We start from the raw sequence: 21,347 nt of genomic DNA on the forward strand, positions 1-21,347 counted from the left end.
AAAATTCTGAAATTCTGTTAATCCTGTCTAAAAAATGAACTCCCCCATCGGCATTCTCGACTCCGGCCTCGGCGGGCTTTCCGTGCTCAATGAAATCAGAAAAGTCCTGCCCAGCGAGTCACTTGTTTATTTCGGCGACAGCGCGTGGTGTCCCTACGGGGCGCGCGATGCGGATGAGATTCAGCGGCGGGTTTTCACCGTGACCGATTTCCTGATTGAGCAAGGCTGTAAAATGATTGTGGTTGCCTGTAATTCCGCGACCATTGCCGCTGTGGAAGCATTACGCGCCACCTATCCCATCCCCTTTGTCGGTATGGAGCCCGGGGTTAAACCAGCGGCAGCTTTGACCAGAACAGGGACGGTCGGGGTGCTTGCCACAGAGGCCTCGCTGGCCGGGGAAAAATTCCACCGACTCGTCTCCAACCACGCCAATGGCATCAAGGTCATCACCCGCCCCTGCCCAAACTTCGTAGACCTTGTCGAGGCTGGCGAACTGACGGGAAACCGGGCCCGTGGCATTGTCGAAGAGGAAATCGTGCCATTGATCGAATCTGGCGCAGATGTGCTTGTGCTCGGCTGCACCCACTATCCGTTTCTCCGGCCACTGATTGAATCGGTCGCGGGGCCCACCGTGCGCGTCATCGATACCGGAGCCGCTGTCGCCCAGCGGACAGCCAGCCTGCTGGCCAATGACAGTGGCAGTGCCTCACCAAGGTGTGAGATCTACACCAGCGGCCGGCTCGATCATTTAAAAAACGTCCTTCCCAGCCTCTGCCCGGATCTTGATGCCTCGCTTAGCCATGCTGAAATCTAAGAGTCAACGTCTGTCACTCAACGATTGGCAATCCCTGGCCAAAAAACACCGCGACGAAGTCAGGCAATGGACAGAACCCACCCGATGTCGCCGTGCCTCCCATCAGAAACATCCCGTTATTGATTTCCTGTTTACCTACTACCCCTTTTCGCTCGGCAAACTGGAGCAGTGGCATCCGGGCTTTGGCGTCACCATGGAATGTGGAAACGAACCACCCGACAGATTCCTGGGCAGGCACTACCGGCACCATGATGGCACGGTTTCACTCGATGCCCTGTCTTTGACAGCCAAACAAATCAAACGGCTGAAATGGATACACAACCTGTTAGTCATCACCCAACGACGCACGCCAGGCTTTGCCTGTTATGGCATGCACGAGTGGGCAATGGTCTATCAGGGTGACCGGCAAGGCGATATCCGTCATCGCGAATCCGCCCCCCTCAGGTTGTCACAAGAAGAAACCGACCACATCGTCGAGACCCGCCCTATTTGCTGTAGTCACTTTGACGCCTACCGGTTCTTTGCTCCAGCCGCATTAGGGTTCAACAAACTCAGGCCAACTCTGGATAATCGACCAGACCATGAGCAGTCCGGCTGCCTTCATACCAACATGGATCTCTATAAATGGGCGTCCAAGTGTATGCCCTGGGTCGGAAGTGCGCTTCTTTGGCAGTGCTTCCAGCTCGCCCTCCAGGCACGGGAACTCGACATGTGCGCGAGCCCCTACGACCTAACACAATACGGCTATAATCCGATTAAAATAGAAACCGCCGAGGGGCGCGATCAATACGAAACCGGACAACGCGCCATCAGTGCGCAAGCACACCCTCTACGCCAACAAATAATCGATTCACTGGCTGAAGTGATTGGCCAGACGGTTTAAGCGATGCGGGTATCGCGACTTTGCCGTTTTTCCAGGATGCCCTGGACACCTAACCACAGCACCCAGCCGACTCCCCCTACCAGACAAAGCCATGGAAACAACCACCCCGCCCGGGTGTAAATCGTTTGGCGGTTACTTTTGGCTATCTCTGTGGTTAGAACACCTTCTTCGATCATCGGAATCGACTGCACACGGTTACCATTCGGATCGATCACTTGTGTCATGCCGGAAGTTGCCGCGACAACGGCCCAACGACCATTTTCGGCAGCACGGTGTCGGAATAGCTCGGCATGCTGATCGTGCTGTTTCTCCCCCCAATGAATCGCATCCATGCTGGGAATAATAAGAAACTCGGCACCATCGGCGACCATCCGGCGGATGACATCCTGATAATCACAGTCGAAACAAATCGGGGTGCCGATTTTCCATCTCGGGGCAGCCACCGCATTGGCCTCCTTTCCAGCGATGCCGTCCTCAAAAAAATGCACCGTGTGGTTTTTATAATGCTCGCCAAGAACGCCGTCTCTGGAAAAAGTAAGTGCCGTGTTGTACCAGCCATCAGCCGTGGATGTCTGGGTGCCGACGACGAGAATTGAACTTGTCTCTTCCGCTAAGTCATTGAGTTGTCTCCACTGTCGATGATTGCGTCTTACATCTAATGGCAGTGCGTATTCGGGCCAAAGGATGATATCGAAGGATTTCGTATCCTCCGATGTCACCGACCGTGTTAGCTGGATATAATGATCAATATCCGCAACCTCGCTCTGAACGGCTGCGACTGTGACCGAGGTATTCATCGGCGACTCCCTCGTTTTCTGTAGCATCACTGAAACAACCATCACCAGCAGGATGACCGAACCTAACAATCGGTGCAGTCGCCTCTGGCAGACCATGGCAGCACCAAGGATGATGAGAAAACTCACTCCATACACCCCAAGTATGGGCGACATCCATGTCGGGTCCAAACCGACTCCCGGTGTCATCCATGGAAATTTGAGATGGAAAACCTCAGATCGATAGAACTCCACCGCGACCCACCAGACAGCTGCGAATAAGGCTGTCGTCCATCCCATGCGGTACCGAATGGAGGCTACTGCGTAACCACGCGCAAAAAAGCCTGTAAACAGCGCCATGATCAAAACCAATGGTATGAATACATAACGGGACTCCTGGAAAACATCGAGTAACCACGACATCGTCACCCCATAGAAGAGAGCACCATGGACCAAGCCAAGATAGAGTGCTTGGGGTGGTTTTACTCCGCCCAGGGCGAACAGCAATGGCGCCCATGCAAGCACCGCCATCGTCGACCATCCTATCGGAGGAAAGACAAGGATGCCGAGTCCGGCACTCAACAACACGCAAAACACACGGGCACCCGTATTCATGCTGTCACCCTAACGTTTAGCCTGAAAAACAACAGTCTAATTTTTCAATGGAATCATTGATCTACTCAATGTCCAAAAAACGACTTGATCCTTCCTAACAGCCTCGCGGACGACACGACCTTCGAGGTCGCAGCCACATCCCCGTCTTGTGCCTGTTGGTTATATTGATCACGTAATGCAGCCAACTCCTCTTGCCGCCTGGCTAACAGCACTCCCAGCGATTCCAGTAGCCCGGGACTTTCCTTCAGCAAGGGAGCCAGCTGGGCTTTCTCGATCTCCATGACCAGCACATCGCCTGCCGCCCTCACTGTCGCGGTCCGTGGCTCACCCGTCAGCAGGGACATTTCGCCAAAGTAATCCCCGTTTCCAAGCACTGCTATTTTTTCGGCCCCACCCTTCGTTGTTTTGAGAAAAACACCCACTTCCCCTTCCAGAACCACATACATCGATTTGCCTTCCTCCCCTTCCCTTACCAGCACTTCACCGTTGGCATACAGTCGGCGCGAGGCCTGGGCGGCAAGTTGCCCGGCCTGTTCATCGCTCAGGCAACTCATGCAGGTATGATCCCGGAGAATGGCAACAGCCTGCTCATCAGCCGACACAAACCGTTTGGGTGCGTTCGGTGTCCGCATTTCCAATGTCCTGATAGGAAAAGGAATCCTGATCCCCCGGCGTTGCAGTTCATACCAAAGCTTGGTGCGGATTTCATCACATGTCTGGTTATAGAGCCGGGCCGACCGCATCCAGAAACGCATTTCATAAACCACTGAAGAGTCCCCAAAATCAACAAGAAACACCTGCGGTGCAGGAGACTCAAGAACCCCTTGGCAACCCGTTATCGCCATCATAAAGACCTCTTTGACATCGTTGGGCGGCTGATCGTAATCGATGCCCACCCGAAGCCTGACGCCGTGCTCACGGGTAGGGTAGTTCAAGTTGATGATCCTCGATTTAACCACTTCACTGTTAGGAAGCTCATAGGAAACGCCATCGGTGTCGAGCAGGCGCGTGGCCCTCCAGTTCACCTCCTTGACCTCGGCCCTGTGTCGTGTGTCGGGCAGCAACAGCCAATCGCCCACCTTGTAGGCCTTGGTCATGTGGATACTGAATCCTGAAATCACATTGGATAGCAGGTCCTGCATGGCAAAACCAAGGATCAATGCCGCTACCCCTGAGGTCGCTAACAGACCGGTGATCTTCACATCGTAACCATAGCTCAATACCAAGGCCACCGTGGTCATCACGGCCAGGGCGGCCATGATCTGGCGCAGTATATTGGGTATCCATACCTTTTTCCTTCGGGCCAGATACAGGGTGAAAAAAATCCGGTCGAACAACACCCATAACAAGATCGTTCCCAGGATCGCCATGGCGGCCACCACCTCGGTGATCCATTTTTTCTCAGGATAAAACAGCAAGGCGGTTACCAGCACCGAAAAGGACATCAACGCAAGGTGCAGGAGCACCCGCGATTTCAGGAACAATTTCTTTAACAGATAGGCAAGCGTCAGCCAGGTGATAAAATACACCGCCAAACCGAAACCAATCGCAAGAAATGGTCTCCAGCCCTCACCCAAGCCATATGGGAGTGTATCCATCACCACCAGTTAAGCACAAACACGAAGCATCGTCACGAACGTTTCTCTCCCCGGCCCTTCATCGTTCCAGGGCCGGATTGAGACCATTTTGCCTCCATGGGATTGTTCTGTTAATTGTGATATTATTGCCTAGAATGCGTTTCCAGTGAATACCCATTCAAAAATCAACGGCAGCATCGCCCTCCTGATCGATGCCGATAATGCCCCTGCCTCGAAAATCGATTTCATCATTTCTGAACTGGCCACACATGGAGTGGTCAATATCCGTCGGGCCTATGGAAACTGGAAAAAGCCTTCGCTCCGCAGCTGGGAAATGGTGCTGCACGAATACGCCATCCAGCCGGTCCAGCATTTTGATATCGTCAAAGGAAAAAATGCCACCGACATGGCACTGCTGATCGAGGCCATGGATATTCTCTACACCAAAGACGTCGAGACATTCTGCCTGGTGTCGTCCGACAGCGACTTCACGCCACTCTGCCTGCGTTTGCGGGCCGATGGCAAACAAGTGATCGGATTCGGCCGACAGAATACCCCGGACCCCTTTGTCAACGCCTGTAGCAAGTTCCTTTTCCTCGAGGATGAGGACACAGAGAAAACACCGCAGAAGAAAAAGGAAACATCGGTAAGTCAGCTGAAACAAAACACCAAACTGATGAACACCCTGCGCAACGCCGTCAAGGAATCCGCCGACGACGACGGCTGGGCGTCACTCGGGCCGGTGGGATCGCGCATCAGCAACCAAGGCCCGTTCGACCACCGGACCTACGGTTTTCAAAAACTCAGCGATATGTTTGATGCCATCGATCTGTTTGACCTGCAAAAAAACAAAAGCGCGAACGGCACCAAGATCCGGGTGCGACTGAAGAAGTGACCGGCTTTGTATTTCGCTATGCTATCCGCTTCCGCTCTACCCGCTCGTCGTTTTCCTCCCGCAGGAGAGGCATAAGGAGAATGCACAAGGGGCTTTCTCATGTGAGCTTAATGCATTCCCAGAGTGCAAAGCACCGCCGCCTTGATCGGTTCAAGAAGCAGGGCGGGAAACAACCCTAGCGCCACGACAGCCACGGCTGGAATAGTTACGGCAAGCACATGTCCCAAGGTCAGTTTGGATGTTTTTCCAAGGTCATTTTCGTCACCCAGGACAAAGGCTTGTTTGAGCACCGAGAGGTAGTAGTAAAGTGAAATGGCACTCATCACCACAGCCAGGCCGACCAGCCAGGTAAGGCCGGGCTCACCACCGCTGGCCGAGTCCGACATGGCCGAGCCAAACAGGATGAATTTTCCTGCGAACCCAGCTAGTGGCGGAATTCCGGCTAGCGAGGTCATAAAGATCAATAGGCTCACAGCCAACAGGGGTGAACGATGAACCAGTCCGGCAAAGGCACTTACCGAGTCGTCTCCCTGGTCGCGTTCTACCACTGCGGTAACAGCCAAGGCCCCCAGGGTTGATAGGGCGTAGACCACCACATAAAACAATGCCGCGCCAGACGACGCCGCGCCATGGGCACTCAGACCGACCAGCAAATATCCCGTATTGGCCACGGCTGAGTAGGCCAGCAATCGGCGCACGCTCTTCTGGGCGAGTGCCAGGATGTTTCCGAAGACCATCGAGACGGCGGCAAGGATCGCAATCCACACCGACCAACCGGGAACCATGCCCCCCATACTTGCCGCTCCAGCTGCGGCGGGAAAACCGATCATCAGAAAACGAACCAGCAACACCATACCCACGATTTTCGAGGCACCAGCGATTAATACCACACTCGTTTGGGGCGCGCCCTGGTAGACGTCGGGTGCCCAGTAATGGAATGGAGCGGCCGCCATTTTAAACCCGAGACCAACGACCACCATCAGCAGACCGACCATGCCCAAGGTGGATGTTGGATTTGCCGCCACCGCTGAGGCGACACCTTGCAGTGTGTCCGAATGGGAGAAGCCGTAGAGAAAACTCAAGCCAAACAAGGTGAAGGCAGCGGATACAGCACCAAACAGGAAATACTTTAAGGATGCCTCTGCGCTGCGGGCAGTGCGGGAAAATCCTGCCAGCAGGTAAAGTGAAAGACTCGCCAGTTCAAGCGCCACAAAGATAAACAGTAAGTGGTTGCTTCCCACCGTCAGCACCAGCCCGGTCAACGCAAACAGCATCAGGGCAAAAAACTCACCGGGGTTGGCAATTTCTTTTCTGGCCGGTGGCAGTAACATCGCCAGCAGTCCGAGCCCTAACACAACACCCTTGAAGATCATCGCCATGGGGTCCATCGAGATAAGGTTCGAGCCTGACTCCAAATCCCCGGGGCCACACGCAAGGGTCGCACCTGCAAGCAGCACCCCCAGCACCGCGATGGTGGCAGCCAGGCCGCAACTGACCGGTTGTCCGGTTTTCGATTCGCGAGTCACGGCCACCCCGAGAAGCACCAGTGCGGTGATCACCAGCACGGCTTCTGGAAGCAATTGATAGAATAAGGATTGGTAATTCACGGTTGGGAAAGAATCGATTGGAAAAGAGGTGAACGGAGCCCTTCATCAATCAGGATCACCCATGGCTTGGGATAGACTCCGATGGAAAGGGAAACAAGTAGCAGCAAGGCCATGGCCGTGATCTCAGGCCATGTCAGTGGTGGTAGCGAAGGCTTTGCGTCCTTCGATTGCGCTTTATCGCGCACGGGAAAAAACGCCCGGTACATCGCACGCAGGGAAAACGCTCCGGTAATGATAATCCCGAGTGCCACCAACGGTAGAAACCACGGGTAGGATTCCCACACTCCGATGACAACGGATATTTCCGCAACAAAACCACTGAATCCAGGCAGCCCCATCGATGCCGCTGTTGCCAGCGTGAATGCGAGTGCCGCACCGGGGAGCGCGCGCCACAGGTCGAATTTGCCAAGCTCGGTAAGGTCGCGGGTGTGAGTGCGCTCATACACGACCCGACCGGCAATACCAAAGAGAAGCCCGGCTATCACACCGTGGGAAATCATTTGCAACACAGCTCCACGCAGTCCCCAGTGGGTCGCGGCAGCCAGGCCTAACAAGACGAACCCCATGTGGCTGACACTGGAGTAACCGATGACAAATTTGAGGTCTTTTTGGGACAAGGCGGTAAATGCCCCGTAGATAATGCCGACAACGGCCAAACCGGCGATCACAGGCTGCCAGGTCACAAAGCCTAGTGGGAAAACCGGCATGGCCACACAGAGCGCCCCGAAGGCACCGAGTTTCATGACCACTCCGGCAAGCAACATCGAGGCTGCGGTGGGTGCTGCTACGTGACCTGTCGGTGCCCAGGTATGAAACGGCCAGATACCAGCCAGAATCGCAAAACCCAGGAAAAGGATGGGGAATGCCCAGTTCTGAAGTGTCACCGGATACTCTGCCGATGCCAGGTGGTTGATGTCAAAACTCGTTCCTCCCGCTGCCGCATAAGCCACGACCAACCCCAATAAGATCAAGGCGCTGGCACCGATGGAATACATCGTCAGCTTCATCGCACCATACTCGCGGTTGGTTGATCCCCAGATGGCAATCAGCATGTACTTCGGCAGGATCACTATTTCATAACAAACAAAGAGCAGGAAGGCGTCCCGACTCATAAACACGCCATACACGCCACCGATGATAGTCAGGAAATAGGCGAAGAACGCCCGGGGGCGCTTGGTCACATTCCAGGAAAACAGCACCCCGGCAATCGCAACAATTCCAGTCAGCAGCAGCAGTGTCAGTGCGATGCCGTCGGCTGCCAGGTGGAAACGGATACCAAAACCAGATATCCATGGCCGGTCATACGACCAAACCTCCCCCCCCGCGAGCCGGTCCAGACATGCAACAGCGGCTGCCACCGCGCCAATGATCGATGCGACCAATGCGACCACGCGTGATTGACCAGCCATACGGGCAGGCAACAACAGCACCAGCAAAGCTCCGGCGAAGGCAGATATAATGGTCCAGACGGGATTCATGATTACGGGAGAAGTAGATTAAGCATACGAAGGGTGTCATCGTTAATGCAGTGCAGGATGGCTTGCGGCCACACACCTAACAATACGATCAGGGCGATTACGGGGACAAACAGCCAACGTTCCCCGCTTGTCAGATCCGTCCACGATTCCAGACCACCCGGAAGCGGTCCATGAAACACCTTGCGGAGAAGTCGAAGCAGGAAGACGGCCGTCAGCAGCAGGCCGATCAGTGACACGGCAGCAGCCCATGGCACTAGGCCGAAGACACCATTGAAAATAAGAAACTCACCCACAAAGCCACTGAGTCCAGGAAGACCGAGCGAGGCGAACAGCGCCAGCCCCATCAGTCCGCAGAACACGGGCATCTTGGCACGCAGACCGCCAAAGTCGTTGATACTGCGCAGTCCCCCGCTCCGTTGTTCGAAAATACCGACACTGAAGAACAGGGCCGAGGCGATAATGCCGTGGTTGAAGGCTTGCAGAATCACACCAGAGATTGACGACGATACCGCCGTGCGATCCGCTTGCGAGGCTGCCACGGCTGCCACGGCGAGCACACAGTAACCGAGGTGATTGATCGAGGAATAGGCGAGGATCCGTTTCATGTCGCGCTGCGCCAAAGCAGCCACCGCTCCCAACACCACCGTGATCACCGCCAGAGTTGTTAGCCACGGGGCAAACCCCGGAAGCACCTCGGGGAAGATCATCATGAAAATGCGGAGTAACCCGTAAACACCCATTTTCGACAGCAAACCGGTCAGCAACAAGGTCACTGGAGTCGGTGCCTCGGCATAAGCGTCGGGCAACCAGGCGTGGAAGGGGAAAACCGGGATTTTTACCGCCAATCCCAGGAACACACAGACGGCAATGATGGTAAGTAGATAGTGGCCGTCTTTACCGGTCGATTCCAGCGCTGCACCAACACCAGAAGCGAGTTTCCCGTTGGATGCCATGTCACTGAGAGCCGCAAAATCCATCGTGCCCACTGAGATTTGCAGAGCGAGGAATCCAAGCAGCATACAGACACCACCGAAGAGCGTGACGATGAAAAACCGCATCGCAGCCCGTGGTGCTCCCTCCCCACCCCAGAGCCGGATCAACAGGTAAGAAGGAATCAGCGTCATTTCCCAGCAAAGGAAAAACGGAATGAAGTGCCCTGCGGTAAATACCCCGAACAGCATCGACTGCATCACCAGGATCAGGGCACTGTAACCACGGCTGTTCAGTCCGAATCGCGAAGAGATCGCCAACGCAAACAAGGTCACAAGAGACGTCAGTAAAAGGAACACCCAGGAGATGCCATCGACGCTAAACGACAGGCTTATGTCGGCACTGGGAATCCATTCCAGCGCCCATGAGGCTAACAGCCCGGTCTCCGGTGCCGGATGGGAAAATCCCATCGCTATCACCAGCACCAAGGGAATGATCGTCCATGCGATCGCAAAAAGGCCCGGCCTCTCTTTGCTGCCCCGGTGACTCGCACCTGGAAGCGCGGTGAGAATCACGGCACCTAACAAGGGAAGAAGTAATATTGAAAGTAACAACATAACAAAACTAGGCACTTAGCCAGAAATAAAGAATGAGAAGAACGGACATACCGAGACCAATGGCGCGTAGATACCCCTGGGGTCGACCCACCTGGGCATCTGAGGCAGAAGATGCGCTGCCTTTCATGCCTGAGCATGTGGCGTCGAACCCTTTGTTGATGCCTTTTTCGTCGGTGGCTCCGGTCATCCTGCCAAACAGCTTGAATCCACCCTCAAAAGCGGCCATCAGGGGAATAAAGACGTGACGTTCGATCGAGTTGACCACACAGGCGAAAGAGGCAAGTGGCTGGATGATCGCTTTTTCGTAAAGCGCATCAAAGCCCATGGCGGCAACCAGGAATCCCCAGACGCCACCGAGTTTTCCCGCGAGAGGATCAGGCGCATGGCTGTCGCTGGAAAGCTTGCGATAAATCATCCACGAGCTACCGACACCAATGATCACGATTGCCAGTGAGATGGCGACTAACCCGAGTGAATGGGACAGCCCACCGCCATCGAATTTGGCAGCCTCACCGTGCATCCACTTTTCAAACCACGGCCAGAATGGTGTGGCGATGATCGAGAGAAGAACCGCGCCCGCCGCGAGAATGTAAAGCGGCACCAGCATCACCTGGGGGCTTTCGTGTGCATGGTCGACCCCCGGTTTGCGGGCTTCACCAAAAAACACCATCAGGGCCTGGCGGGTCATGTAAAACGCAGTGAGCAATGCGGCGGCCACAGCTAACAGGAATGGGCCGATTCCTCCCTGCCAGACCTGCGCGGAGTGCAGCACCGCCTCTTTACTCCAGAAACCCGAGAATAGGAACGGGAAGCCGGCCAGTGCCATCATACCAACGGCGTAGGCGATGAAGGTCTTGGGCATCGCTTTTCTCAAGCCACCCATCTTGCGGATGTCCTGCTCGTCGTGGCAGCCATGGATCACCGAACCGGCGGAAAGGAATAACAGAGCCTTGAAAAAGGCGTGACAGATCAGGTGCAACATCGCGGCGGCGACACCACCGGTGCCGAGAGCTATCATCATGAAACCGAGCTGGGAAACCGTCGAGTAGGCGAGGATGCGTTTGATATCCGTCTGCGCCATCGCAACCAAGGCCGCATAAAGCGCGGTGATGCCACCAATCCATGCGGCGGCGGAAAGCGCGAGGTTGGCACCTTCCAAATCGATCGCAAAAATCGGATAGGTTCGTGCGACAAGAAACACACCGGCCGCCACCATGGTAGCGGCGTGGATCAGGGCCGACACAGGAGTGGGTCCCTCCATCGCATCCGGTAACCACGTGTGCAGTGGCACCTGGCCGGATTTACCCATGGCACCGACCAGTAACAGCAGTGCTGCTCCTGCGGATACAGCCATGCCGCCGCAGGTCGTCGCACCGGCCAAGGTTGTCAGGGCATTTGTTTCCAGCAGACCCGAGCCGTTATCGTGGAACAGCAGAGTGCCGGTCTGACGGTAGAGCCAGATCATGCCGATCAGAAAAGCCATGTCCCCTACCCGCGTGGTGATGAATGCCTTTTGCGCAGCTGCCGCCGCCTCGGGTTTTTTAAAATAAAACCCAATCAGCAAGTAGGAAGCCAGCCCCACCAGTTCCCAGGCCATGAAAAGCAGCAACAGGCTGTTAGCCAGCACCAGCATCAGCATCGCACCGCAGAACAGTGACAGGAAACCGAAGAACCGACCGAAGCGTTGTTCCGTTTCCATATACCCCGTGCTGTAAACAAAGATACAGAAGGCGACAAAGGACACCATCGCCGCCATCGCCGCACTCATCGGATCTAACAACATACCGACTTTGACCACTTCATCCCCGTAAGTAAACCAGGTTTGCGCCGTCGCAACCACCGGTGCGCCGGAAGGCGACAAGGCACAGATCAAGGCTCCGAGTGCGATCAAACAGGAAACCAACAGCGCCCCCAGCGCCACCTTCGAAGCCAGTTTGCCACGACCATCCGGCAACAGTGCGATAACACCCGCCGCAAGCAGCGGGAGCAGAGGAACCAACCAGAGCAGCTGGGGTAAATGGGGTGTAAGTGCTTCAGCCATGGAGTGAATCGAGGCGGTTGAGGTCAGTGGAACGGGTATGACGGAAGACCATCAGGATAATGGCCAGCCCCACAGCGGCTTCGGCAGCTGCGATGGCGATGGAAAAAAGGACAAACATCGGGCCGATCATGCCTGGGTCGGTTTCTCCCCCCAGCGGATAACGCCAGAAGGCGATGAAGTTGATGTTGGCCGCGTTCAGCATCAGCTCGACCCCGACTAGAATCAGGATCGCATTGCGCCGCGTCAGCACGGCGAACAATCCGAGCACAAACAGCACGGACGACAAGGTAAGTAATAAGGCCAGTGGGCTCATGAGTCAGACGAGGTAGGTTGTTTTTTCTGTGGCTCGCGGGCAAACAGAGCCGCTCCGATCATCACGGCGGTGAGAAGCACCGCGATGGCTATCACGGCGGGAGCGTGGGTGGTAAAGAGCACTTCACCCATTTTTTGCAGAGAAACCGCAGGCACCTCCGGCTCGGTGGACGTCGTTTCCACCTCCATGGTGCCCAGCATCACGGAGTAAACCAGCACACCTAACACAGGCAAGGTGCAGAACAGGCCCGGGATCATCGATTGCGGGCGGCGGTCGAGTTCTTCGGCCTCGTCACCAGGGCGTGTGATCAATAAAGAAAACACGATCAACACCGCAATGGCACCGACGTAGACCGCAAATTGCACAAGGCCAATAAAGTCGATTCCTATTGTGATGTAGAGCACGGCAACCAACGAAAGCGACAAGGCTAACAGCAAGGCCGCGTGCACAGGCCGCGCCTTCCAAACGGCACCCATGGCAGCAAGGAGAATCAGGGGGACGATAATACAAAGAGCAATCATTCGGCAAAGTGGTATTGACGGTTGTTAGCGGGAGCCAACCGACGGTTATAAAGCACGGTGACAACAACCCATGGAATCAGTAAAAGGGGCACGGTGTAGAGCCATCCAAGTATTCCGCCATCACTGAATTTCCAGATCGCAGCAGCAGGAATGGTGAGCAGGGCGGTGGGTATCAGGAACAGCCACCCGAAGCGCATCAGCTGGTCGATCCTGACCCGGGGGAAGGTTCCCCTGATCCACAGGAACATCATGATGACAACCGCGAGTTTGGAGAAAAACCAGATGTAGGATGGAATGAAGTCGAGGAACGGGAATGGCGCCTGCCAACCACCGAGAAAGAGCGTGATGCCCAGTCCGGAAATAGCGAACAGCCCCAGGTATTCCCCCATGAAAAACAGGGCGTATTTAAAACCGGAATATTCCGTCATGTGCCCTGCGACAATTTCTGATTCCCCTTCAGGCAGGTCAAACGGGCACCGGTTCGCCTCGGCTATACTGGCGATGAAAAACACAATACCTGCAACCAGCCCCCACGGGGTGAAGATGTTCCAGCCGAGCGCGCCCCCCTGGTTTTCGACAATGGCCGGTAACGAAAGCGTTCCCGCCATCATGATCACCCCCATGGAGGAGAGGATCAGCGAGAGTTCGTAACTGACCATCTGGGAAATGGCACGCATGGCGCCGAGCATCGGGAACTTTGATCCGCTGGCCCATCCTGCGATGAATACGGACAGCTCGGTCATGGCACCCACAGCAAAGAAAAACAGCAAACCCAACTCCAGTTCCACAGGAACCCACTCGCGGCCTAACGGGATCACCCCGAGCGCCAGGATCGCAGGAATCACAATCATGATGGGAGCCACCAAGTGCAAAAACCACTCGGCCTTGGTCGGCACAATATCCTCCTTGGTGAGCATCTTGATACCGTCAGCCATCGGCTGCAGGATGCCAAACCAACCAGCGCGGTTAGGACCCAGTCGGTTCTGGATACGGGCCAGCGTTTTCCGCTCGACCAGTGACAGGATGGCAAAACCTCCGAGAAAGACGCCCACCACCGTCGCGGCGGCCACGAGGACGCCAAGGATGGTCACCAACCAATCGGGAGTTCCCAGATCCGTCGCCCAGCCTTCGATCAAACGTTGCGGCAGACGCGGCAGCCATTCAAGTGCCCACAGCGATGCTTCTTCAGTTTGGCTAGCTAACAGATTCATTCAGTGTCTCCTTTCTTCTCAGAGGGGAGCGCGGGCGCCCCGTCCGCTTGATCACCCCCGGCATCCGCCGCCGTCTCCTCCTCTTTGGCCTCGGCAGCCGCCTTGGCCTTGGCCTTGGCCTTGGCCTTGGCTTCAGCTGCGGCCTTGGCTTTGGCTGCCTTGGCTGCTGCCGCCGCGGCCTTTTTCTCGGCGGCCGCTTTACGGCTTGCCGCGACTTCCGTCGCCTGTTCCGGACGAAGCTTCATGTGGTATTCCTCCGACTTCGCCAGCTTGTCCAATCCGAAGACCAGACCACCGAAGCGGTCGTCGGCACTCAGTTCATACTCGCCGTCCATGTAGATGGAATCGAAGGGGCAGACTTCCGAGCAGATGCCGCAGTTCATACAAACGGTGAGATCGATCTCAAAGGTCTTGGGCCGTGACTTCGCCTTGCCATTCTCATCGCGGTCCATGACGATGTAGATGCACTGTGGCGGACATGATTTCTCACAGATCGAGCAGGCAGTGCAGCGCAGTCCCTCCTCGGGTGTCTCATCATAAACGAGGAAGGGAAAGTTCCGGAAATTCGGACTGATCGGTGCGCGAGCCTCAGGATACTGCACGGTGGTCATGCGGTCCTTTTTATAATAGCTCTGGATGAAGTTCTTCCCTGTCACGGCAAGACCCTTGAACAAACCCAAACCGGGAATCGACCAGCGAACAGGTCGCTTATCGGATGGCTGGCTAGTATTGGTGGCGGATGGCTCCATGGGATAGGTTACAGATTAGCGGTCAACTTCTCCAAGCACGATATCGACGCTACCGAGGATCACGACAACATCGGCAAGGTCGAGTCCGACACACATGTCTTCGAGTAGGGTCAGGTTAATAAAACTGGGCGGGCGGACACGGTAGCGGTAGGGGTCCGTGCCGCCATCGCTGGTGAGGTAGAAACCAAGCTCCCCTTTCGGACCTTCGATCCGACTGTATGCCTCCCCGACGGGGGCCTTGAAGTTGCGGAGCTTCGCCTTCGGGTTGATGAAATCTCCTTCTGGAAGCTGGTCGAGAGCTTGTTGGAGGATCTTGATCGACTCACGCATCTCCAGGAAACGGATCATCATCCGGTCGTAGCAGTCGCCTTTTTCCCCGTAGGGCACTTTGAAATCGAAACGGTCGTAGATGCCGTAGCTATCGACTTTGCGGACGTCGTAGGGCACTCCGGAAGCACGCAGCATCGGTCCGGTGATACCACCGTTGATCATGACATCCTTCGGCAAGGCGCCGATGTTCTGTGTGCGTGAGAGCAGGATTTCATTACCGATGAGAAGCTCCTCCATCTCATCGAGGAAAGGACCGTATTCGTCGACCAGGACACGGACTTTTTCAACCCATCCTGCGGGAAGGTCGTTACGGCACCCCCCGAAACGCATGAAGTTCGACATCATCCGGGCACCGGTCAGATCCTCAAAGAGGTCGAGGATTTTCTCCCGCTCACGGAAGGCATACATCAGGGCCGATCCCCAGGCACCCATATCACCGAGGAAAAAACCGGCAAAGGCGGTGTGGTTGATCAGTCGGGTCAGCTCGGAGGTGATGATTCGGATGTATTCGGCACGTTCGGGCACTTCCACACCCGCAAGCTTTTCAACCGCTGTCGCATAGGCGAGATTGTTGGTGAGTGGGCAAATGTAATCAAGCCGGTCTGTGTAGGGCATCGAGCCGAGGTAGGGCATGCTCTCGGCAATCTTCTCGTGGTTGCGGTGCAGGTAGCCAAAGACGGGCTTGAGATGCACGACGGTCTCACCATCGAGCTCGACATTCATGCGAAACACACCGTGGGTAGACGGGTGCTGTGGTCCCAGTGATACACGCAGCAACTGGTCGTCATCAGACCCCGCTTCCAGGGTAGGATTGGAAAGTGTGTTGGATGTATCCAGGCTCATGATGCAGGGTAGTGACGTTTGGCTTTCTCCAACACGGCATTGTGCGGAGTGGGTTCGTATTCGTAGTCGTCCGGCTCGACATAATCCTTGCGCATCGGATGATCCTCGAACTCGTCCCACATCAGGATGCGGCGCAAGTCGGGGTGCCCGGTAAAGGTAACACCAAAGAGATCGTAGATCTCACGCTCCTGAAACTCGGCACTACGGAAAACGGATACCACCGAGGCAAGCTTCGCGTTTTCGACCCGGTCCCGGGTCCGGGCACGGAGCACAAGCGGGCCGGTTTGGTGACGGGTCGAATACAGGTGATAGAGAACCTCGAGAAAACCATCCTTTGGTGCGGCATCCTCATTTTCTTCTTCACCGGCAGCCTCAGCAAGAGCCACCTTGTCCGCCAAGGAGGCATCCGGCCAGTCGATACCCGTCACATTGGACAGGAAGTCAAAGGCGAGGTCATCGGTGTCGCGTAAAAACCGGCAGACAGCACACAAGCTGTCGGATTCCACCAGGATGGAATCCTGCCCGGAGGCACCCGGGTTTTTACGGAATGCAACGGCCGCACCGGGAAGAGCTTCACGGAGTCGGTTACAAATGGCTTCAGCATCCAGACTCATTGACCCTCTCCTCCCTTCTCGACCGTTGGTGGTGACCACACATCGGGGTTGCATTTTGGTTCAAGATCATGGGCACCATACTCGGGAACCGGAAGTTCGGCGTAGCCTTTGGGGTCGGCATGACGGGCGCGGTCCTTACCGAGCAGTTTTTCCTTTTTGATAATGTCCTGCAAGGTCATCAGTCCTTCTAACAACGCCTCCGGGCGCGGTGGACATCCGGGGATGAAGACGTCCACGGGAATATAGCGGTCGATCCCCTTAAGCACATTGTATCCTTCCTTGAAGGGGCCGCCGGAAATGGCGCAGGCACCCATGGCGATGACATACTTCGGCTCGGCCATCTGGTTATAGAGCCGGACAACCTGCGGCGCCATTTTCTTGGTCACCGTGCCGGCAATCAGCATCAGATCCGCCTGCCGGGGGGATGGCCGGAACACCTCCGCTCCAAAACGCGCCATATCATATTTCGCCATGGTGGCGGAAATCATCTCAATAGCGCAGCAGGCCAAGCCAAACTGCAGCGGCCAAAGAGAACTCGACCGCCCCCAGTTGATCAGCTGTTCAAAGGAAGTGACGTGCACCCCTTGTGACTTGAGCTCTTCGGCTAAATTCTCATCATTCTCCATAGATCGTAAATTTCTTCAGTTGATCGGATTGACCAGCCCCGCGCCAGTTCAGCATCCCCTTGCTCCACGCCCATAATAAACCCTCCGCCAAAAGCAGGAGGAACACCATCGCCACCAGGAACGAACCGACGGACAGCTTGAGAAACGCCACCGCAAACGGCAGCAGGAATACCGTCTCGACATCAAAGAGCAAAAACAGCAGGCCAAAGAGATAATACTGCGAATGGAAGCGCGTTTGGCGTTCCGATAGCGGGTTTACCCCGCACTCATACAATGAGTTTTTTTCCTTACCCCTCTTGATCGGAGTGAAGAAATTCATCCATACCCGAGCTAAAACCAGAGCCCCGATGGGAACGGCCAGGGCAACGCCGAAGAAAACAAGGACAGGAAGATAGGGGTGATTCATATAACTGAGGATCGGATATTCGGGCTATGCTTGACTTCTGTCGTGGATCTTATGAATTTCCTTGGAAATCACTATCTATGGAATGCATTCTCGGGGCGTGGTCGGTCAAGGAGTTTCTCCGGATTTGTTTGCGCGGATTGCTCGCAAGTTGACACTTAAAAACATCAATCATTCCTCCAGGTCGACTACTTGTCACAATACGACCGTTTAATGGCAATAATCGCATAGTGATGTCTTATAGTGGCTGACCTCTCACTACCTGACTATGTTGTCGGCGCATGAAGGCTGGTTCTCAAATCACTGCCGGGGGCGATCCGCCATGACAACTTCAAATCCTTCGTATCAACTGGATTTTGAGTTTGACATCCCTGCGGCGGACAGGCGATTATTCACTCTGGTATGGCGCACGATAGTTACCTATCCAATCGCCTACCTCAACCTGAAATCATCCTATCCCCCCGGCAGCAGTCCTGGACTGACCGCCGGACAAACAAACATAAACAACAACTGAACAACAAAGCAGCCAACCAAAATGAAAATGAAAACAACCCTGATGCTCACTTTCGCAGCATCTGCCATGACAGCGTCCGCCACACTCCTCGCCGTCGATGACTTCTCAAGCCTTGACGGCTCGGGCGGCACCGGTTTCGCAGGAACCTGGTCGGCGGGCACCTACGCTAACACCACTCCCTTCAGTGATGCCGTCAGCCCCGAGTATATGATCGGCGCCTATTCCACCCGCAGTCTGACCACTCCGCTCCTGGCCACCACCACGGCAGAGGTCTGGGTGGCCGGCTATATCCGCCCCCAGTCCAATGCCGGCTGGCAGTTCGGCTTTGAAGTCGGCCAGGACATGGGTCTCGGCACCGCCGCCGGTGCCCAGATCGGGCGCTTGACAGGTAACGGCCAGTACGGCGGTGCCCGCACCAACGCCGAGGACATCACCCGCATCTCGGACACCTTCGTCGACGGCCAGGCCACGCTGCTGCTGGTCCGCCTCTACAAGGCTAACCCAGGTGATACGGAATACAACCGCGCCGACTTCTTTGCTGACCTGAACGGCACCGACGGACGGGCCAACAACCTGGTGACCATCACCACTGGCAAGGACCTGAGTAACCGCTCCACCGCGAGTGTTTCCGAGATCAGGCTGCTGGTCGACGGTAACACCACCGACTTCGACTATATCGCGGTCGGCACCGATCAGGCGAGTGTCCTGATTGTTCCCGAGCCGTCATCCGCAGCCCTGCTCGGCCTCGGCGGACTCGCCCTGATCCTCCGTCGGCGCAAGTAATGCCCGCTGCCGGGTCCAGCCCATTACCAGAACCCCTCCGCCAGGCCGGAGGGGTCAGAATGTCGATAAACCCCGTCAATTCGGCGGGGTTTATACGTTCATACTAGACTTGGCTCATCATCATGCGTTCTCACCGGCTTGTCGTGGCATAACCTAACACGTCACCTTCAGGACAAAGCCAGCAGTCGTAATACCCGTCGTATACGAACTGCGCTTTCCTCACCATGCCCTTCTGTCCCCCCGGCCTGGTGTAGGAAGAGACAGCCGAGGAAGAGCATTTTGAAAAAGACCACCGGGTCGATCGATGGCCGTCCGTTGTCCATGCAATAAAACCTCTCGACTTTTTCGTAGCTGAAACTGAAGTCGATCTGCTGCTCAATCTTTCGGAGAAGATGATCTTAGGACACCGGAGCGTCGATGCTGACAAGCTCCATCTCACCCCGAATTTCCAAGTTCTTACTGAGCATGAACCAATATACCAAAAACCCCCACCTTGCGGCGTGGACTTTATCCAGCTCCGATTGGTGGCACGAGCAGGACTGACATTCCACTCGTCGGGGCATCGTGGTCGGCGTTGTTCGCGCGATTGAAGGTGTCGACGTAAAGGTCGTAGGGGAGTGTTGATGGGTTGAATTGAGCTGGCAGAGGGAGGATGAGCCGGTATTTGAGTGACCTTGAAACCACGCATCAAACAACTTTTTTTACCATTGCCACCCACCCCATTTCCCTATTCATTCCCAGCGCCCCCCATCCATTGTTCATTCTGAAATCCTTCATCTATTCATTCCCATGATTCCCAACGTCCTTGCCGAACGCTACGCCTCCCCTGCCATCACTGAAATCTGGTCCGCCGAAGGCCGCATCGTGCTCGAGCGTGAGTTCTGGATCGCGGTGATGAAGGCCCAGAAAGAACTCGGGCTGGATATCCCGCAAGAGGCCATTGAGTCATATGAATCGGTCAAGGACCAGGTTAACCTCCGGTCGATCATGGACCGTGAGCGCATCACGCGCCACGATGTCAAAGCCCGCATCGAGGAGTTCTGCGACCTGGCGGGCCACCAGCACATCCACAAGGGCATGACCTCGCGCGACCTCACGGAAAACGTCGAGCAGCTCCAGGTTTACCGTTCACTGCTGGTCATTCGGGATAAAACCATCGCGACCCTCGCGCAGATGAAGGCGCGCTCAGTCCAGTGGCGCGATCTCGTCATCACCGCCCGCACCCATAACGTGGCGGCCCAGCCTACTACCTTTGGAAAGCGGATCGCGATGAACGGCGAGGAGCTGCTCGGGGCTCTTGGTATGCTCAACCACCTGATCGACAGCTACCCGGTCCGTGGGCTCAAGGGGGCTGTCGGCACCCAGATGGACCAGCTTTCATTGTTTGACGGCGATGCCGGAAAAGCAGCTCGGCTTGAGCAAAAGGTGTGTAGCCACCTCGGCATCCCCGAGGTATTTACCAACGTCGGCCAGGTTTATCCCCGCTCGCTCGATATGCGCACGGTTTCCATTCTGGCTGACATCGCCTCCGGGCCGTCCTCGCTTTGCCGCACACTCCGGCTGATGGCGGGGCACGAGACCGCCAGCGAGGGATTCGCCAAGGGCCAGACTGGCTCGAGTGCCATGCCCCATAAAATGAACTCCCGCTCGTGCGAGCGCGTCAATGGTTTCCATGTGATCCTCAAGGGGCATGTCACCATGGCGGGCGGACTTGCGGGCGACCAGTGGAACGAGGGTGATGTTTCCTGCTCTGTGGTACGCCGACTGATGCTCCCTGATGCTTTTTACGCCCTAGACGGGCTTTTCGAGACCTTCCTCACCGTACTGGGACAGATGGACGCCTACCCCGCCGTGATTGCAGCGGAAAACGAGCACTACCTCCCTTTCCTAATGACCACCACCATTATGATGGAAGCGGTCAAGGCCGGTGTCGGACGCGAGGCCGCCCATGCGGCGATCAAGGAACATGCCGTCGCCACGGTCAACGACCTCCGCGCTGGACTGATCCGGTCAAACAACCTCCTGGAACGCCTTGCCGGCGACGACCGTATCCCCCTCACGCAGGAACAGCTCAGTGTTTTGGTCGCGGCGGGAGGCGAAAATGCCGGGTCCGCCCAGAGCCAGGTCGATTTCTTTGCCAACGAGGTTGGAAAGCTGGAGAAAAAATTCCCGGATGCCGCCAATTATCAGCCAGGATCGATCCTCTAAGC

Annotated in this window: 19 protein-coding genes; 5 read left to right on the plus strand and 14 right to left on the minus strand. The window is 55.8% G+C overall.

The window, feature by feature from the left end; translation table 11 throughout:
* Positions 1-34 precede the first annotated feature (34 nt).
* Together murI and H7A51_08410 are read left to right on the plus strand one after the other, a co-directional pair.
* Positions 35-814, plus strand: coding sequence for a glutamate racemase (gene murI / locus H7A51_08405; protein MCP5536238.1), 780 nt, complete (start codon positions 35-37; stop codon positions 812-814).
* Complete coding sequence (locus H7A51_08410) at positions 801-1,697, plus strand: 3-methyladenine DNA glycosylase (GenBank protein MCP5536239.1); 897 nt, start codon at positions 801-803, stop codon at positions 1,695-1,697. The genes murI and H7A51_08410 overlap by 14 nt, the downstream gene beginning before the upstream one ends.
* On the opposite strand, the gene H7A51_08415 is transcribed toward H7A51_08410, so the two are convergent.
* Both H7A51_08415 and H7A51_08420 read right to left on the minus strand, forming a co-directional pair.
* Positions 1,694-3,085: a hypothetical protein gene (locus tag H7A51_08415; protein ID MCP5536240.1), complete on the minus strand. Its 1,392-nt coding sequence runs from the start codon at positions 3,083-3,085 to the stop codon at positions 1,694-1,696. The two genes, H7A51_08410 and H7A51_08415, sit on opposite strands and share 4 nt — an antisense overlap.
* A gap of 65 nt (positions 3,086-3,150) precedes the next feature.
* On the minus strand, positions 3,151-4,683 hold the full coding sequence (locus H7A51_08420) for a mechanosensitive ion channel family protein (protein ID MCP5536241.1): 1,533 nt from the start codon (positions 4,681-4,683) through the stop codon (positions 3,151-3,153).
* A gap of 163 nt (positions 4,684-4,846) precedes the next feature.
* Here H7A51_08420 and H7A51_08425 point away from each other — a divergent pair, with 163 nt between their 5' ends.
* Positions 4,847-5,557 carry an NYN domain-containing protein gene (locus H7A51_08425; protein ID MCP5536242.1) on the plus strand — a complete coding sequence of 237 codons (711 nt, stop codon included), beginning with the start codon at positions 4,847-4,849 and terminating at the stop codon, positions 5,555-5,557.
* A gap of 107 nt (positions 5,558-5,664) precedes the next feature.
* Here the strand turns inward: H7A51_08425 and H7A51_08430 are convergent, their stop codons facing one another.
* The 12 genes from H7A51_08430 to ndhC form a co-directional block, all read right to left on the minus strand.
* Positions 5,665-7,164: an NADH-quinone oxidoreductase subunit N gene (locus H7A51_08430; protein ID MCP5536243.1), complete on the minus strand. Its 1,500-nt coding sequence runs from the start codon at positions 7,162-7,164 to the stop codon at positions 5,665-5,667.
* Positions 7,161-8,642 carry an NADH-quinone oxidoreductase subunit M gene (locus tag H7A51_08435; protein ID MCP5536244.1) on the minus strand — a complete coding sequence of 494 codons (1,482 nt, stop codon included), beginning with the start codon at positions 8,640-8,642 and terminating at the stop codon, positions 7,161-7,163. Before H7A51_08435 ends, H7A51_08430 begins: the two co-directional genes overlap by 4 nt.
* 2 nt (positions 8,643-8,644) lie before the next feature.
* Positions 8,645-10,189, minus strand: coding sequence for an NADH-quinone oxidoreductase subunit M (locus tag H7A51_08440; GenBank protein MCP5536245.1), 1,545 nt, complete (start codon positions 10,187-10,189; stop codon positions 8,645-8,647).
* Positions 10,190-10,196: 7 nt separating this feature from the next.
* On the minus strand, positions 10,197-12,230 hold the full coding sequence (gene nuoL / locus H7A51_08445; GenBank protein ID MCP5536246.1) for an NADH-quinone oxidoreductase subunit L: 2,034 nt from the start codon (positions 12,228-12,230) through the stop codon (positions 10,197-10,199).
* A complete protein-coding gene (nuoK, locus tag H7A51_08450; protein MCP5536247.1) occupies positions 12,223-12,543 on the minus strand; it encodes an NADH-quinone oxidoreductase subunit NuoK in 321 nt (106 codons plus the stop codon). Before nuoK ends, nuoL begins: the two co-directional genes overlap by 8 nt.
* A complete protein-coding gene (locus H7A51_08455) occupies positions 12,540-13,064 on the minus strand; it encodes an NADH-quinone oxidoreductase subunit J (protein MCP5536248.1) in 525 nt (174 codons plus the stop codon). The genes nuoK and H7A51_08455 overlap by 4 nt, the downstream gene beginning before the upstream one ends.
* Positions 13,061-14,275, minus strand: coding sequence for an NADH-quinone oxidoreductase subunit NuoH (gene nuoH, locus H7A51_08460; protein ID MCP5536249.1), 1,215 nt, complete (start codon positions 14,273-14,275; stop codon positions 13,061-13,063). The genes H7A51_08455 and nuoH overlap by 4 nt, the downstream gene beginning before the upstream one ends.
* Positions 14,272-14,964: an NADH-quinone oxidoreductase subunit I gene (locus H7A51_08465; GenBank protein ID MCP5536250.1), complete on the minus strand. Its 693-nt coding sequence runs from the start codon at positions 14,962-14,964 to the stop codon at positions 14,272-14,274. The genes nuoH and H7A51_08465 overlap by 4 nt, the downstream gene beginning before the upstream one ends.
* Before the next feature lie 75 nt (positions 14,965-15,039).
* The gene (locus tag H7A51_08470; protein ID MCP5536251.1) at positions 15,040-16,197 is read right to left on the minus strand and encodes an NADH-quinone oxidoreductase subunit D; all 1,158 of its coding nucleotides are present in this window, start codon (positions 16,195-16,197) and stop codon (positions 15,040-15,042) included.
* On the minus strand, positions 16,194-16,805 hold the full coding sequence (locus H7A51_08475; GenBank protein ID MCP5536252.1) for an NADH-quinone oxidoreductase subunit C: 612 nt from the start codon (positions 16,803-16,805) through the stop codon (positions 16,194-16,196). The genes H7A51_08470 and H7A51_08475 overlap by 4 nt, the downstream gene beginning before the upstream one ends.
* 2 nt (positions 16,806-16,807) lie before the next feature.
* Positions 16,808-17,437, minus strand: coding sequence for an NADH-quinone oxidoreductase subunit B (locus H7A51_08480; protein ID MCP5536253.1), 630 nt, complete (start codon positions 17,435-17,437; stop codon positions 16,808-16,810).
* Positions 17,427-17,843 carry an NADH-quinone oxidoreductase subunit A gene (ndhC, locus tag H7A51_08485; GenBank protein ID MCP5536254.1) on the minus strand — a complete coding sequence of 139 codons (417 nt, stop codon included), beginning with the start codon at positions 17,841-17,843 and terminating at the stop codon, positions 17,427-17,429. Before ndhC ends, H7A51_08480 begins: the two co-directional genes overlap by 11 nt.
* Before the next feature lie 532 nt (positions 17,844-18,375).
* Between ndhC and H7A51_08490 the strand changes: the two genes are divergently transcribed.
* A complete protein-coding gene (locus H7A51_08490; protein ID MCP5536255.1) occupies positions 18,376-19,137 on the plus strand; it encodes a PEP-CTERM sorting domain-containing protein in 762 nt (253 codons plus the stop codon).
* A gap of 789 nt (positions 19,138-19,926) precedes the next feature.
* Positions 19,927-21,345 carry an adenylosuccinate lyase gene (locus H7A51_08495; GenBank protein MCP5536256.1) on the plus strand — a complete coding sequence of 473 codons (1,419 nt, stop codon included), beginning with the start codon at positions 19,927-19,929 and terminating at the stop codon, positions 21,343-21,345.
* Positions 21,346-21,347 lie beyond the last annotated feature (2 nt).

The organism is Akkermansiaceae bacterium, from assembly GCA_024233115.1.
Lineage (GTDB): Bacteria > Verrucomicrobiota > Verrucomicrobiia > Verrucomicrobiales > Akkermansiaceae > Oceaniferula.